Origin of the sequence: Pseudomonas sp. W2Oct36 (assembly GCF_041060465.1) — a bacterium.
Taxonomy (GTDB): Bacteria; Pseudomonadota; Gammaproteobacteria; order Pseudomonadales; family Pseudomonadaceae; genus Aquipseudomonas; species Aquipseudomonas graminis_B.
In genome coordinates, this window is sequence record NZ_JAUERW010000014.1 from 69,507 (window position 1) to 84,895 (window position 15,389).

At 59.0% G+C, this 15,389-nt stretch carries 12 protein-coding genes; 8 read left to right on the forward strand and 4 right to left on the reverse strand.

Annotated elements, in window-relative coordinates; translation table 11 throughout:
* Nucleotides 1–108 precede the first annotated feature (108 nt).
* The 5 genes from hsdR to QWI18_RS18010 all read left to right on the forward strand — a co-directional run bounded on the left by hsdR (nucleotide 109) and on the right by QWI18_RS18010 (nucleotide 9,826).
* The gene (gene hsdR, locus QWI18_RS17990; protein ID WP_369319441.1) at nucleotides 109–2,475 is read left to right on the forward strand and encodes an EcoAI/FtnUII family type I restriction enzme subunit R; all 2,367 of its coding nucleotides are present in this window, start codon (nucleotides 109–111) and stop codon (nucleotides 2,473–2,475) included.
* 88 nt (nucleotides 2,476–2,563) lie between these two features.
* The gene (locus tag QWI18_RS17995; RefSeq protein WP_369319442.1) at nucleotides 2,564–4,033 is read left to right on the forward strand and encodes an N-6 DNA methylase; all 1,470 of its coding nucleotides are present in this window, start codon (nucleotides 2,564–2,566) and stop codon (nucleotides 4,031–4,033) included.
* Nucleotides 4,030–6,414 carry a restriction endonuclease subunit S gene (locus tag QWI18_RS18000; RefSeq protein ID WP_369319443.1) on the forward strand — a complete coding sequence of 795 codons (2,385 nt, stop codon included), beginning with the start codon at nucleotides 4,030–4,032 and terminating at the stop codon, nucleotides 6,412–6,414. The genes QWI18_RS17995 and QWI18_RS18000 overlap by 4 nt, the downstream gene beginning before the upstream one ends.
* Before the next feature lie 346 nt (nucleotides 6,415–6,760).
* Nucleotides 6,761–7,690 carry an LD-carboxypeptidase gene (locus tag QWI18_RS18005; RefSeq protein WP_369319444.1) on the forward strand — a complete coding sequence of 310 codons (930 nt, stop codon included), beginning with the start codon at nucleotides 6,761–6,763 and terminating at the stop codon, nucleotides 7,688–7,690.
* A gap of 165 nt (nucleotides 7,691–7,855) precedes the next feature.
* Nucleotides 7,856–9,826, forward strand: coding sequence for a methyl-accepting chemotaxis protein (locus QWI18_RS18010; protein ID WP_369319445.1), 1,971 nt, complete (start codon nucleotides 7,856–7,858; stop codon nucleotides 9,824–9,826).
* Between the two features lie 38 nt (nucleotides 9,827–9,864).
* Here the strand turns inward: QWI18_RS18010 and QWI18_RS18015 are convergent, their stop codons facing one another.
* Nucleotides 9,865–11,055, reverse strand: coding sequence for a benzoate/H(+) symporter BenE family transporter (locus QWI18_RS18015; protein WP_369319446.1), 1,191 nt, complete (start codon nucleotides 11,053–11,055; stop codon nucleotides 9,865–9,867).
* A 128-nt stretch (nucleotides 11,056–11,183) separates the two neighbouring features.
* Complete coding sequence (locus QWI18_RS18020) at nucleotides 11,184–11,627, reverse strand: MarR family transcriptional regulator (RefSeq protein ID WP_192134429.1); 444 nt, start codon at nucleotides 11,625–11,627, stop codon at nucleotides 11,184–11,186.
* 81 nt (nucleotides 11,628–11,708) lie between these two features.
* On the opposite strand from QWI18_RS18020, the gene QWI18_RS18025 reads away from it, so the two are divergent.
* The 3 genes from QWI18_RS18025 to QWI18_RS18035 are packed head-to-tail and all read left to right on the forward strand — an operon-like array spanning nucleotide 11,709 to nucleotide 13,958.
* Nucleotides 11,709–12,875, forward strand: coding sequence for a PLP-dependent aminotransferase family protein (locus QWI18_RS18025; protein ID WP_369319447.1), 1,167 nt, complete (start codon nucleotides 11,709–11,711; stop codon nucleotides 12,873–12,875).
* A 60-nt stretch (nucleotides 12,876–12,935) separates the two neighbouring features.
* Complete coding sequence (locus QWI18_RS18030) at nucleotides 12,936–13,538, forward strand: glutathione S-transferase family protein (protein ID WP_192134425.1); 603 nt, start codon at nucleotides 12,936–12,938, stop codon at nucleotides 13,536–13,538.
* Nucleotides 13,539–13,571: 33 nt separating this feature from the next.
* Nucleotides 13,572–13,958: a lysozyme inhibitor LprI family protein gene (locus QWI18_RS18035; protein WP_369319448.1), complete on the forward strand. Its 387-nt coding sequence runs from the start codon at nucleotides 13,572–13,574 to the stop codon at nucleotides 13,956–13,958.
* A gap of 270 nt (nucleotides 13,959–14,228) precedes the next feature.
* Here the strand turns inward: QWI18_RS18035 and QWI18_RS18040 are convergent, their stop codons facing one another.
* Both QWI18_RS18040 and folE read right to left on the reverse strand, forming a co-directional pair.
* Nucleotides 14,229–14,594, reverse strand: coding sequence for a glutathione S-transferase N-terminal domain-containing protein (locus QWI18_RS18040; protein ID WP_282373082.1), 366 nt, complete (start codon nucleotides 14,592–14,594; stop codon nucleotides 14,229–14,231).
* Nucleotides 14,595–14,673: 79 nt separating this feature from the next.
* A complete protein-coding gene (folE, locus tag QWI18_RS18045; RefSeq protein WP_065989346.1) occupies nucleotides 14,674–15,219 on the reverse strand; it encodes a GTP cyclohydrolase I FolE in 546 nt (181 codons plus the stop codon).
* Nucleotides 15,220–15,389 lie beyond the last annotated feature (170 nt).

The following is a 15,389-nucleotide window of genomic DNA, read 5'->3' on the forward strand; positions in this document are numbered from 1 at the left end:
TCCTCCGCAACCCATCAAAGCCAAACAATGTACATTTGCGCCCATAAAGCGCGCTATCAGCTGCGCCGGGCTGGAAAGACCAGACCGGTTTGAAAGGGAATTGGGGTCATGGATAAAAAATCGCTTTCCGAGCGGGACATCTGCAGCAAGTACATCGCGCCAGCTATTCAGCAGGCTGGCTGGGACATGCACAAGCAGGTTCGTGAGGAGGTCAGCTTTACAAAGGGTCGTATCATCGTCCGAGGCAAGCTGCACAGTCGTGGTGAGGCCCGCCGAGCCGACTTCATCCTTTACCACCAGCCCAACCTGCCACTTGCCGTGATTGAGGCGAAGGACAACAAGCACTCCGTAGGCTCCGGCATGCAACAAGCCTTAGGCTATGCGGAAGCGCTGGATGTGCCATTCGTATTCTCCAGCAATGGCGATGGTTTTCTGTTTCATGACCGTAGCGGCACCGGCAGCCAGTTGGAAACCCAGCTGAGTCTCGATCAGTTCCCCAGTCCTGAGGAGCTATGGCGGCGCTACTGCCAGTGGAAAGGGCTGGACGGACAAGCTCAGCACAAGATCGAAGCCCCTTATTACGATGACGGCTCCGGTCGTATGCCGCGTTACTACCAAATGAATGCCATCAACCGCACGGTTGAGGCGGTGGCATGCGGGCAAGATCGTGTGCTTCTGGTGATGGCGACCGGCACGGGGAAGACCTACACTGCCTTCCAGATCATCTGGCGGTTGTGGAAGTCCAAGCAGAAGAAACGCATCCTCTTTCTCGCCGACCGCAACATCCTGGTCGACCAGACGAAGAACAACGACTTCAAACCCTTTGGCCAGGCGATGACCAAGATCGCCAAACGCCAGATCGACACCTCCTACGAGATCTATCTGTCGCTCTATCAGGCTGTCACGGGCAACGAAGAAGAGATGAACATTTACAAGCAGTTCTCTCGCGATTTCTTCGACCTGATAGTGATAGACGAATGCCACCGTGGCAGTGCTGCTGAGGATTCTGCCTGGCGCGAAATTCTCGCCTACTTCGCCAACGCCACCCATGTCGGCCTTACCGCCACGCCAAAGGAAACCAAAGAGGTGTCCAGCATCACCTACTTTGGTGAGCCGGTTTACAGTTACACACTCAAACAGGGCATTGAGGACGGCTTTCTTGCCCCCTACAAAGTAGTGCGCATCGACTTCGATAAAGACTTGCAAGGTTGGCGGCCACCCAAGGGGATGCTCGACAAAAATGGTGAATTGATCGAAGACCGCATCTACAACCTCAAGGATATGGATCGCAGTCTGATTATCGAGGCGCGCACTCAACTGGTGGCTCAGAAGGTCACCGACTTCCTCAAAGCCACTGACCCGTACCAGAAAACAATCGTTTTCTGCGACGACATCGACCACGCCGAGCGCATGCGCCAAGCGCTAAGTAACCTCAATCCTTTGCGGGTTGCTGAGAGCCGCAAATACGTGATGCGGATTACCGGTGACGACAAAGAAGGCAAGGCCGAGCTAGACAATTTCATCAACCCGGAAGAGCGTTACCCAGTCATAGCCACCACCAGCAAGCTTATGACTACTGGGGTAGATGCGCAGACCTGCAAGCTGATCGTGCTCGATCAGCACATCAAGTCGATGACTGAGTTTAAACAGATCATCGGTCGCGGCACACGTATCAACGAGGACTTCGGCAAGTACTGGTTCACAATCATGGACTTCAAGAAGGCGACCGAACTGTTTGCCGACCCCGACTTCGACGGCGAACCGGTCGTTATCTACAACCCTGAGGGTGACGCCTCGCCCGTTCCTCCAGACAGCCCTTTGGAAGGTGAAGATGGCATTGTCGATGGGGGCGACTGGCTACCTGAAGAAGGGGCCGAGGGTGATACCTCATCCGATAAAAGGCGCATCAGATACGTTATCGACAACTTGCCTGTGTACGTCATTGCCGAACGGGTGCAGTACTACGGCCCGGATGGCCGGCTGATCACCGAGTCATTGCACGACTACACCCGTGCTTGCGTAAAAAAACAATTTGCCTCGCTGGATGACTTCCTGCGGCGCTGGAGTGATTCCGAGCAAAAGAAAGTGATTATCGAGGAGATGGCTGTTCAGGGCGTCATGTGGGAGGCGTTGGCGGAGGAGGTGGAAAAGAAGCAAGGCCTAGCACTCGATCCGTTCGACCTGATCTGCCACGTCGCCTTCGATCAGCCCGCCCTCACACGTCGCGAGCGCGCCGAGCAGGTGAAAAAGCGCAATTACTTCGCCAAGTATTCCGGCTCTGCTCGCTTGGTTTTGGAGGCTCTGCTGGATAAATACGCCGACACGGGCGTTGAGCACATCGAGGACATCAAGATTCTACAGCTTGATCCCTTCAGTCAGATCGGCGCGCCCATCGAACTGGTCAAAGCCTTCGGCGGAAAGGCCGGATACACCAAGGCTATTCACGAGCTGGAAGACGAGCTCTACGCCGGCTGAAAAAACCATTACGACGGTATGTCAGGACAGGAAATCGACCTGTCCTGTAGAATTTCGCCCCCACTGCGGCACGCGTTGAGAGAATTTCATGTCCATCAGCTCCACCATCAAGTCCATTCAGGACATCATGCGTAAAGACGTAGGCGTCGACGGCGACGCTCAGCGTATCGGCCAGTTGGTCTGGCTGCTGTTCCTGAAGATCTTCGATGACCGCGAGCTGGAATGGGAGCTGATGGACGATAACTACCGCTCACCCATTCCCGAAAGCTGCCGCTGGCGAACTTGGGCCGCCGACCCGGAAGGCATGACCGGTGACGCGCTCAAGGACTTCATCGACAATAACCTGTTCCCCCAGTTGCAGAATCTGCACGAGTACAGCAACACGCCGTCGGCCTATGTGGTGCGCAGTGTTTTTAAAGACGCCTACAACTACATGAAATCCGGCCAATTGCTGCGTCAGGTGATCAACAAAGTTCAGCAAGGCGTGGACTTCAACAAGGCCCAAGAGCGCCATGAGTTCGGCAATCTTTATGAGCAACTGCTACGTGACCTGCAGAACGCCGGCAATGCGGGCGAGTTTTACACCCCGCGACCTGTCACCGAGTTCATGGTGCGCATGGTTGATCCTAAGTTGGACGAGAAAGTCATGGACCCGGCATGCGGCACGGGCGGCTTTCTTACCTGCGCCATCGAGCACAAGCGCAGTCGCTACGTAAAAACCGCCGAAGACGAGCGCACCCTCCAGGCGAGCATCTTCGGGGTTGAGAAAAAGCCGTTGCCGCACCTGTTGGCAACCACCAACATGATCCTGCACGGCATTGAAGTGCCCAGTCAGATCACGCATGACAACACGCTGGGTAAACCCCTGATCAGTTGGGCACCGAGCGAGCGCGTGCACTGCATCGTCGCCAACCCGCCGTTCGGAGGTATGGAAGAAGACGGTATCGAAACCAACTTCCCCGCAGCCTTCCGTACTCGCGAAACTGCCGACCTGTTTCTGGTGCTGATCATGCATCTGCTCAAGGACGGAGGTCGCGCCGCAGTGGTGCTGCCTGACGGTTTCCTGTTTGGCGAAGGCATCAAGAGTCGTATCAAAGAAAAACTACTGACCGAATGCAATCTGCATACCATCGTTCGTCTGCCCAACGGCGTGTTCAACCCCTACACCGGTATCAAGACCAACCTGCTGTTCTTCACCAAAGGCACACCCACGGAAAAGGTGTGGTTCTACGAACATCAGTACCCAGCCGGGGTGAAGAACTACTCGAAAACCCGGCCCATGCGTCTCGAAGAATTTGCCGTGGAACAGGACTGGTGGGGCAGCGAAGCCGATGGCTTTGCCGCACGGGTAGAAAACGAATTCGCTTGGAAGGTTAACGTTGAAGACCTGCAAGCGCGCAACTGGAACTTGGACTGCAAAAATCCACATATCGCAGAGGGGATCAGCCTCGACCCGGATGAGCTGCTGCGTGACTACGCTGCACTGCAAGGCGAGATCAGCGATCTGCGCGACCAGCTTAAAGCGGTGCTGTCCGAAGCTCTGGAGAGGCAGGTATGACGGCGTTGCTCACCGATAATCTGCCGCTGCTGGCCGGTGCGACCAATGGCGTTAAAAAACTGCGTGAGCTGATTTTGGAATTGGCGGTGCGCGGCAAGTTGGTGCCGCAGGACTTAAGTGACGGGCAAGCGAGCGATTGGCTAGGGCGTATCGAATTAGAAAGAAATCGGCTTTTTAAAGCCGGACTGCTCAAAAAATCAAAGCGAACGCTAGATGCCGGGTTGGATAAATCAGTTAGCGGAGTTCCAAGATCATGGTGCTGGGTAACGCTCTCAGAAATTACGCTGCATATGGACTCTGGCTGGAGTCCAGCTTGCGAGCCAAATCCGTCACAAAGCGCTGAAGTTTGGGGAGTGCTGAAAACTACTGCTGTTCAGGTAATGCAGTTTCTCGAAGAGGAAAACAAAGAGCTGCCTGCTCACTTTGAGCCTAGGCCTAATGCTGAGGTGAGAGCTGGAGATATTCTTTTTACTCGTGCAGGGCCGACCAACCGGGTAGGTATTTCTTGCCTTGTAGAAACTACAAGACCACGCCTCATGATTTCGGACAAAATCATCCGTTTTCATCCAATTGAAGCTGGAACATATGGCCGTTATATAGCGCTATGCTTAAATGCGGGGAGCACAGCTAGATACTTGGAGATAGCCAAATCCGGTATGGCAGCTAGCCAGGTAAATATCTCGCAGGAAAAACTGAAACTAGCGCCTATCCCTTTAGCTCCGCTACCTGAACAACACCGTATCGTTGCCAAAGTTGATGAGCTGATGGGCCTATGCGACCATCTGGAAACCCAGCAAACTGGGGCCGAAGGCGCGCAAGCCCAACTGGTGCAAGCGCTGCTCGACAGCCTGACACAAGCGACTGACGCCACCGACTTCGCTGCCAGCTGGCAACGCCTAGCCGAACACTTCCACACCCTGTTCAACACCGAACCCAGCATCGACGCCCTCAAACAAACCGTGCAGCAGCTAGCAGTGATGGGCAAGCTAGTGCCGCAGAACCCCAACGATGAGCCGGCCATCGAGCTCGTACGACGTATCAGGATTGAAAAGCAGCGCCATCTGGAAAAACTGAAGGCTCGTAAGCAAAAGAGTCTGGCTACCGAGTCGTTGCTTGAATCGCCCTATGAAATACCTACTGGCTGGGAGTGGCAAAGCATTGATGATGTTTTGCATGTGACTGGCGGCGTCACCCTAGGGCGGAAACTTAGCGGCCGCAAGCTGGTATCCGTACCCTATCTGCGGGTGGCGAATGTTCAGCGTGGGCACCTGCAAATGGATCAGATTAAGGAGATCGAGGTTCCAAAAGACGAAATCGAAAAGTACCTGCTACGAAACGGTGACCTGCTAATTACTGAAGGTGGTGATTGGGATAAGGTCGGAAGGACCGCGATTTGGCGTGATGAACTGCCCGAGTGCCTTCACCAGAATCACGTCTTCCGGGCCCGTGCAGTGATTGCAGACTGGGAGCCACGATGGGCAGAGATGTACCTGAACTCCACCTCAGCAAGGGAGTATTTCGCGGGCTCGTCAAAGCAAACTACAAACCTAGCCTCAATCAATATGACCCAACTTCGGGCATGTGCATTTCCCTTGCCGCCGCTTGTTGAACAACGTCGCATCGTCGCCAAGGTCCATCAACTCGTGACACTTTGCGACGAACTAAAAACCCGCCTAATTCAGGCAAGTCAGCTCAATGAACTGCTGTCTAGCACACTGGTCCAGCGCTCTCTTGCGGGTGATGGCCAGAAGGCTCCCATTGTTTCAGATCAAAAAACCGCACGCACCCTGCTCGCCGCTGAAGTCACTCACAGGCTTCACGCCCAACGTACCTTTGGCCAACGCAAACTGCAGAAGGTGGTTTACCTGGCTGAGCATGCAGCCAGGCTCGCGACCATTCGGGCCACTTACTTACGCAACGTGGCCGGCCCACACGACCGCCAACTGATGAACCAAGTCGAAACGGAGATGAAAAGTCACCAGTGGTATGAACGCATTGAGCGCAAGACATTAGGCCATGCGTATCGCCCGCTTTCCCAAGCGGGGCAACATCGCCAGGCTTACAACCGCACTTGGTCAGCCGAAGAGCAGGCGAATATTGAGCAAGTCATTGAGCTAATGCGTGACTGGGATACGGATCGCTGCGAAATGACCGTGACCCTCTACGCTGCCTGGAACGATTTCATCATCGAAGGCCGACCGGTAACCGATGAAGTCATTGTGGATGAGGTCATGCACCGATGGAACGAAGCTAAGCTGCGCTTCAGCAGAGGCGAGTGGATGGTCGTGCTTACTGAGATGAAACAGCACGGCCTGTTAACGCCTACTGGCTTTGGCAAACGCACGAGCGGCGGCACGCTGACCCTGCCTGGTTTCGAGTAAGCCATTGCCTCTCTTAAGGCTACGCCATGGCTCCGATGAACGTGGCCCACACGTTCATCGGAGCCATGGATGCTTATGGAATCCAGATGCGCAGCTGCTAGCTGTCTCTGGGAATAGGGTTTTGGACAATGACAAGAAGACTGTGATGCAGCAAAGCTGCGTACCCCGAATTTTCAATACACGCTGCGACAGCCTTGATCCACCAAAACCCACTACATCACGCACCCACCAATTCGCAACCACTTCGCCCGCCGATCCTACACATCAGATCGGCATCCCCCACTGGCTTCGCTCCCCCCACTGCTCTACATTGCACCATCACCAAACACCCGCCGAGCCTCCAAAAATGCCTGCCTCCCGCACAACCCTCCACCCCCAAGTCCTTCGCGCTGGCGACGCCGTAGCGCTGGTATCCCCAGCCGGCCCGGTCGCCGAAGCCCGGGTGGAAGCAGCCGTGCGGGAACTCACGGCCTGGGGATTACGCCCTCGCGTCTACCCCCACGCTCTGGACAACATCGGGTTCCTGGCAGGCACCGACGCCAATCGCATCTCCGATTTAAACGACGCCCTGGCCGACCCCGAAATCCGCGCCGTGCTCTGCAACCGGGGCGGCTACGGCGTTCAACGCATCCTCGGCCAACTCGACTACGACGCCGTCCGCCGCGACCCGAAACTGGTCGTCGGTTTCTCGGACATCACCGCCTTGCACGCCGCACTCTGGACCCGCACAGGCCTCGCCACAGTTCACGGCCCAATCGCCGCGCAGCTGGAAAAAGGCGGCATCTTCGCCAGCACGCTCAAGCACGCATTGATGAGCACCGAGCCTTCCATCATTCATGCCGACCCGGCTGAACCCACTTTCACCGTGCGTACGTCGGGGACGGTGGAGGGCGTCTTGCTTGGCGGTAACTTGAGCATGCTTAGCACCTGCATCGGTACGCCGTTCATGCCGGATCTGGAAGGCGCGATCCTGCTGCTCGAAGACGTTGGCGAGCTGGCGTATCGGGTTGACCGCAATATCACTCACCTACTCAATTGCGGGATTCTGCAACGGCTCGGCGGCATCGCGTTGGGTCAGTTCAGCGAGCCGGGTCACGGCAATAATCCGATCCGGCCGCCCGATGTCTTGATCGAGCGTCTGGGTGATCTGGGCATTCCGGTGCTGGGCGGTCTGTCCATCGGCCATGGCGACCCCAATTTGGCGGTGGCGTTGGGCAGTCGCGCGGTGCTGGACACCGAGGCGGGCACGCTGACGGTGGCTCCGGCCACGCGCTAGTACGACGATGACCGTTCTGGAAGCGACTTCGATCTAGCTATTTGCCATCATTCTGCCGTCAAGACCTTGTTTTGCGCTGTGGGCATTGCGAATCTTCACGGATATTGATTGGCCGTGCGCGGGTGGCCTTGCCATGTGCGCCCTCAAGCTGTGGAGCGGAAACTGATGATGTCGGCCGTGAAGACGCGTTTCGCCAATCTGGGGATGGCCAAGAAGCTGGGCATCGGGTTCGTGCTGGTGCTGCTGTTGACGGCGCTGGTCGCGGCCATCGGGGTCTGGTCGTTGCGGTCCATCAGCGCGCATTTCGACAGCCTGAAGGCGATGACGGCACTCAACGGCGACGCGAATCGCGTGCGGTTGCTGGAGCAGGATTACGCCTTGCACGGCGATCCGAAGGTGGTCGATCAGGTTCACACCGGGCTCGATGGCTTGAATGCCCAGGCGGAGCAGCTCAAGGCGGGCGCGCCGATCAACGCGCAGGTGATGGGCGAGGTGCAGCAAGCGCTGGCGGCCTATCGTGCGTCGTTCGACGAGTTCGTCAGTATCAGTCAGAGCAAGGACCTGGCGCTGGAAATGGCCAGTTGGTCGGTGTCCAGCGTCGCCAATAACCTGGACGTGTTGCAGGCGGGGCTGGCCGACGACGGTGCCTACACGCTGAAGGATTCCCAGGGCCAGCAGGGCGCGGAATTCATTGAGCAGGCCGGTCAGGTCAGCCAGGTGTCGAAACTGATGATGCAGGCCATGGATGAAGCCCGGGTGCGCCTCGACAAGAGCCGCAAGACGGGCTCGGGCGAGGAGGTCAAGACCGGCAAGATCGAGCAGGCGGTGCAGGCCCAGGAACTGGCCGAGCAGCTCAAGGGCGTGATCAAGGACGCCGGTTACCTCACGGTGCTGACCGAAGTGGGCGGGCACATCAGCAATTTCAGCGACAAGCTCAACGAATACACCGGGCTGCTGGAGTCGGAAGCGAAGGTCTCGCAACAACTGGCGAGCAACGCCAAAGCCGTGGTGCAGCAGGTCAATCAGGCCTATGACGCGGAAGGGCAGTCGATGCAGAGGGAGTTGCAGGCCAACGCGATGATGATCATCGGCTCGTCCTTGTTGGCGCTGCTGGTCGGGCTGATCGCGGCGTTGGTGATAACGCGCCTGATCGTCGCGCCGCTGCGCAGCGTGATTGCCACGGCTCAGCGGATTGCGGCCGGGGACCTGAGCCGCACCGTGAACGTCACCCGCAAAGATGAAATCGGCCAGTTGATGCAAGCAATGCAGCAGATGGGCGCGGGCTTAAGCACCATCGTCAGCGGCCTGCAGGCGGGCATCGAGCAGTTGGCGACGTCCGCCCATTCCCTGTCGGCGGTGACCGAGCAGACCAATCTGGAAGTCAGCAGCCAGAAGGAAGAGACCGAGCAGGTGGCGACGGCGATGAACCAGATGACCGCCACCGTTCACGACGTCGCACGTAATGCGGAGGAAGCGGCGCTCGCGGCGCAGACTGCCGACACCAAGGTCGATACCGGCCAGGCCGTGGTGCGCCAGAGCATGCAGCGGATTGAACAGTTGGCGTCGTCTTCCCGTTCCGCCAGCGATTCGATCGAGAACCTCAGCGCGGAAATCCACAACATCGGCACAGTGCTCGGCGTGATCAAAAGCGTCGCCGAGCAAACCAACCTGCTGGCACTGAACGCTGCGATCGAAGCGGCGCGGGCGGGGGAGCAGGGCAGGGGTTTTGCGGTGGTGGCCGATGAAGTTCGCGCGTTGGCCAAGCGCACGCAGCAGTCCACGGAAGAAATCGAGCGGCTGGTTACCCGCCTGCAAAGCGGCGCCCAGGCGTCAGTGGCGCAGATTCAGAGCAGTGGCGAGCTGGTCAAACTGGCGGTGAGCGATGCGCTGCAGACCGAGAGCGCGCTGGGCAGCATTGCCGCGGCCGTGTCGATGATCCAGCAGATGAACCAGCAGATTGCCGCCGCGGCGGAGGAGCAGAGTTCGGTGGCGGAAGAGATCAACCGCAGCGTCACCAGCATCCGAGCCAGTGCCGATCACTCCGCGCTGGCGATGCAGGGCAACGCGGCGTCAAGCATCGAACTGGCATCACTGGGGTTGGAGCTGAAAGGCATGGTCGGGCACTTCAAACTGTGAATCCGGCGGCCCGTTCTTTGGGCCGCGCGGCATCATCCTCAGGCCTTGCGGCCGTTCAATATCACCAGCGTCAACACCCCCGCGACGATCCCCCAAAACGCCGAACCGATGGAAAACAGCGTCAGCCCCGACGCGGTGACCATGAAGGTGATCAGCGCGGCTTCGCGTTCCTTGGGCTCGTTCATCGCCACGGTCAGACCGTTGATGATCGAGCCGAACAGCGCCAATGCGGCAATCGACAACACCAGTTCCTTGGGAAATGCCGCGAACAATGCCGCCAGCGTCGCGCCGAATACCCCCGCGATGGCGTAGAAAATCCCGCACCAGATTGCTGCCGTGTAGCGCTTGTCACGGTCTTCGTGGGCGTGGGGGCCGGTGCAGATGGCGGCGCTGATGGCCGCGAGGTTGATGCCGTGGGCGCCAAACGGCGCAGTGATCAGCGAGAGTATGCCGGTGGCCGTGATCAGGGGCGAGGCGGGGACCTGATAACCGTCTGCGCGCAGCACTGCGACGCCCGGCATGTTCTGCGAGGTCATGGCGACGACGAACAGCGGGATGCCGATGCTGACGGTCGCAGCGATGGAGAACGAAGGCGTGGTCCACACCGGCATCGCCACTTCGAGGGCGAAGCCGCTGAAGTTCAGCAGACCCAGCATGCCGGACAACGCCACACCGACCAGCAAGGTCACCAGCACGGCGTAGCGCGGCGAGTAGCGCTTGACGATCAGGTAGGTGAAGAACATGCCCAGCACCAGGCCGGTGCGGTGTTGCGCGGCGACGAAGATTTCGCTGCCGATCTTGAACAAAATGCCCGCCAGCAGGGCCGCCGCCAGTGACGTCGGCAGACGCTTGACCAGCCGCTCGAAGCTGCCGGTGACCCCGCAGATGATCACCAATACCGCGCAGGTGATGAACGCGCCGATCGCTTCGGGGTAGGCGACGCCGCCCAGGCTGGTGATCAGCAATGCCGCGCCCGGCGTCGACCATGCCACGGTAATCGGCGAGCGATAGCGCAGCGACAGGCCGATGCTGCACACCGCCATGCCCATGAACAATGCCCAGATCCACGAGGAAATCTGCGCCGAGGTCAGCCCGGCGGCCTGACCGGCCTGAAACATCAGCACCAGCGAACTGGTGACACCGGTCATCATGGCGATGAAGCCGGCAACGATGGCGGAGGGCGAAGAGTCGGTCAGCGGTCGCAATGGCGCGAGGGGCACGTCAGTCATGCGGGTCTATCCTTGGCGCAACGGTTGAACAGAGCAGCCAGCCTATACGCAGTGGTCATGCCCCGTTGCAATACAGCCATCGGCGCAATGGTCGGCACAGTTTCGGCAGTGCCCTGTAACGCGCCCGATCAGCCGCGGGTCATCGTGTTGCCAAGCGCCTGGTTCACCGCCATCCAGCCGTCCACCGCTTCACGCCCGGCTTCGGCGAACACCCGTTGCAGCAGCTTGACCTGCTCGCGGCGCAACGACTCTTCAAACGTGCGGCCCTCGGTGGTCAGTTGCAGCAGGCGCTTACGTTTGTCGTCCTCGGGCGCCACGCTGAGCACCAGCTCCATCTCGATCAACTGCCGCAGCGGCGTGTTCAGTGCCTGCTTGCTCACCCCCAGTTTGCCGAGCAGTTCCTTGACGCTCAGGCCCGGATAGCGGGCGATGAAAAACACAATGCGCTGGTGCACCCGACTCAGGCCACGGCGGTCGAGCATTTCATCGGCTTTGGCAGTGAACGCCTGGTAGCCGAAGAAAAACGCTTCCATGGCAATTTGCTGGGTCGATGAATTTTTAAGGTCAAGCATATTGACGTATCCGTGCGCGGCATCGTAATTTCGGTCAAGCAGTTTGACGTATTCCCCTTTCTTTCCGCCAGCGGTGATCCGATGCCATTTTCCGAACGCGTTACCCGTTTGAAGAGTTCACTGATTCGCGAAATCCTCGCCGCCGCCCAGCGCCCGGAGATGATGTCGTTCGCGGGCGGATTGCCGGCCGAAGCCATGTTGCCGAACAGTGAATGGTCTGACATGCCGCGCAGCATCGGCCAGTACGGCATGAGCGAAGGCGAGCCGCAGCTGCGTGAGGCGCTGGCCGCCCAGGCCCGGGCGTTGGGCATCGACTGCGACGCGAGTCAGGTGATGATCGTCAGCGGTTCCCAGCAGACGCTGGACCTGGCCGCCAAGCTGTACATCGACAAGGGCACCGAAATCCTCCTCGAAGCGCCGACCTATCTGGCCGCGCTGCAGATCTTCCAGCTGTTCGGCGCCGACTGCCTGACCGTCCCGTTGCTCGCCGAAGGCCCGGACCTTGCAGCGCTGCGCCAGCGACTGGAGCAGCACTCGCCCTCGTTCGCCTACCTGATTCCCACGTTCCAGAATCCGTCGGCGGTGCGTTACAGCGAAACCGCGCGGGATGCGGTGGCGGCGTTGCTCGACGAATTCGGCGTCACCCTGATCGAAGATGAGCCTTACCGCGAGCTGACGTTCGACGGCGGCAGCGCGCGGCCCATCGTCAGCCGCCTGAAAACAGCCAGCTGGATCTACACCGGCACCGTGTCGAAAACCCTGATGCCGGGCTTGCGCGTCGGCTACCTGATCGCCACGCCTGACTTGTTTCCGCATCTGCTCAAGCTCAAGCAATCGGCGGATCTGCACACCAATCGCGTGGGGCAATGGCAGGCGTTGCAGTGGATCGGCAGCGAGCACTACGAACAGCATCTGCTGGAGCTGCGCAGCTTCTACCGGACCCGTCGCGATGCATTCGAAGCCGCGCTGCAGCAGCACTTCGCGGATCTCGCTGAGTGGAACAGCCCTCAAGGTGGACTGTTCTTCTGGCTGACCCTCAAACACAAGCTCGACACCCGCACCTTGCTCGACAGCGCCCTGGCGCAGAACGTGGCGTTCATGCCGGGCGAGCCGTTCTTTGCCGACCCGGACGCCAACCCGGGGTATCTGCGGCTGAACTTCAGTCACATCGACCCCGAGCGCCTGGACGAAGGTTTGAAGCGGCTGGCCGACGTCATTCGGCAAACACAGCTTTCACAGGCGGCCTGATACATAACGCACACGCACGACCGGCAAGACTGACGGCACACGATTGAGGGGAGAGGGTTGATGTACAAGGTTTACGGCGATTACAACTCGGGCAACTGCTACAAGATCAAGCTGATGCTCAACCTGCTCGGCGCGGAATACGAGTGGGTGCCGGTGGACATTCTCAAGGGCGAGACCGAAACCGAGGCGTTTCTGGCGAAGAACCCGAACGGCAAGATTCCGGTCCTTGAGCTTGAAGACGGCACCTGCCTGTGGGAGTCCAACGCGATTCTCAACTTCCTCGCCGAAGGCACGCCTTACCTGCTGACCGAACCGCGGCTGCGCACGCAAATGCTGCAGTGGCAATTCTTCGAGCAGTACAGCCACGAGCCAACCCTGGCGGTGGCGCGCTTCATTCAGTTCTATCTGGGGATGCCAGAGGAGCGGATGGAGGAATACCACTCGCTGCACCGGCGCGGTAACAAGGCCCTGAAAGTCATGGAGCAGCAGTTGCTGCGCACGCCGTTCCTGGTGGGCGACAGTTTCTCCATCGCCGACATCGCGCTGTACGCTTACACCCATGTTGCCGATCAGGGCGGCTTCGATCTGGCGCAGTTCCCGGCGATTCAAGGGTGGCTCGCCCGGGTCAAGCAGCAACCGGGTTATGTCGGCATGCTGGACTGAGGTTTGGCGCTGTTCACTAAAAGGAGATGAGACATGCAGTACAGGATGATTGCAGTGGGAATGATGATGGCGTTGGGCATCGGCTGCTCGGCCCAGGCTCAGGACTGCGACGCCAACCAGGCGTCGATGAACCAGTGCGCGAGCCAGGAGTACAAGGCGCTGGACGCGGAATTGAACACCCAATACAACGCGCAGATGGGCTACCTGAAGACGCCGGCGCGCAAGAAGGCGCTGCAGGATGCGCAGAAGAAGTGGATCGCGTTTCGTGACGCCGATTGCCAGTATCAGGCCGGCAAGCGGGAAGACGGCGGGAGCATGTGGCCGCTGGTTCAGGCGCAATGCCTGTCAGCGCAGACCAAAGTGCGGGTTGAGCAATTGAAGGCGTATACGGCGTGTCGCCAGGAAGGTTGTCCGAAGTAAGGGCGTAAGAGGCCAGGACATTCGCTAAATCTCCAGCGGTTGAAACGGCCCTTTCCCGGCTAAAGCCGGTCCTACTCAGCGCATGGGGTGTGTCAGTGGGACCGGCTTTAGCCGGGAAGAGGCCAGTCATTACACTGGATCCCCATCGGCAGACATGCCACCTTCGCGAGCAAGCTCGCTCCCACAGGTTTTGCGGAATGGCTGAGAGGGTGAGTCGATCGCCGATCACGTTGGAGCGGCGTTGACGCATCGGCTATGTAAGCAGCATCGTCAAACTGCGGAGAATCGCTTCTCCAGGTAATCAACGATCACCTTCGATTCATACATCCACACCGTCTGACCTTCTTCCTCGATCCGCAGGCAAGGCACTTTGATCCGGCCGCCGCCACTCAGCAATGCCTGGCGATCCGGCTCGTTGTTCTTCGCGTCACGAAGGGCCACGGGCACGTTCAAACGGCGCAGCGCCCGGCGGGTTTTCACGCAGAACGGGCAGGCGTGGAACTGATACAGCGTCAACGCTTTCGCCGACGCATCGACGGCAGCCTGCGCTTCGGGAGAACGCTTCTTTTTGCTCGGCCGGGTCAGAAAATCGCCCGCGATCACGAGCTGTCCGAGCCCGACTCTCACTGCTTTCATCAACACGCTAAAACCTCACTCGGCGGCACGAACCGCCAGACAGCCGCAGCCTGATGCTGCGGCCTTCAGGACGCCGGGATCATTTGATCAGGCTGAGAAACTCGGTGCGGGTCGCGGCGTTTTCGCGGAATTCACCCAGCATCACCGACGTGATCATCGACGAATTCTGCTTTTCGACGCCGCGCATCATCATGCACATGTGCTTGGCTTCAATGACCACCGCCACACCCAGAGCGCCGGTGACCTGCTGAATGGCTTCGGCGATCTGGCGGCTGAGGTTTTCCTGGATCTGCAGACGACGGGCGTACATGTCGACGATGCGCGCGACCTTCGACAGGCCCAGCACTTTGCCGCTCGGGATATAGGCGACGTGGGCCTTGCCGATGAAGGGCAGCAGATGGTGTTCGCAGAGCGAATACAGCTCGATGTCCTTGACGACCACCATTTCGCTGTTGTCGGAGCTGAACAGCGCACCGTTGGTGACTTCTTCGAGGGTTTGCTCATAGCCGCGGCAAAGGTACTGCATGGCTTTGGCTGCGCGTTTCGGGGTGTCGCGCAGGCCTTCGCGGGAGACGTCTTCGCCGAGTTGACCGAGGATGGCGGTGTAGTTCTGTTCCAGAGTCACAGGGGTGTGTTCCGTGTGGGTTCAAAAAACGCAGGGTTGCAGGCCTGCAAAGGCGCACATAGTAGCGTAGCTGGACGCGCAGGGGTACGGCAGGCGGCCCGGACCCCTGCGGCATGGCGCCGCCGGGGCAGTGTCAGCTGACCTTTACCCAACCTTTACCGAGGGGATAT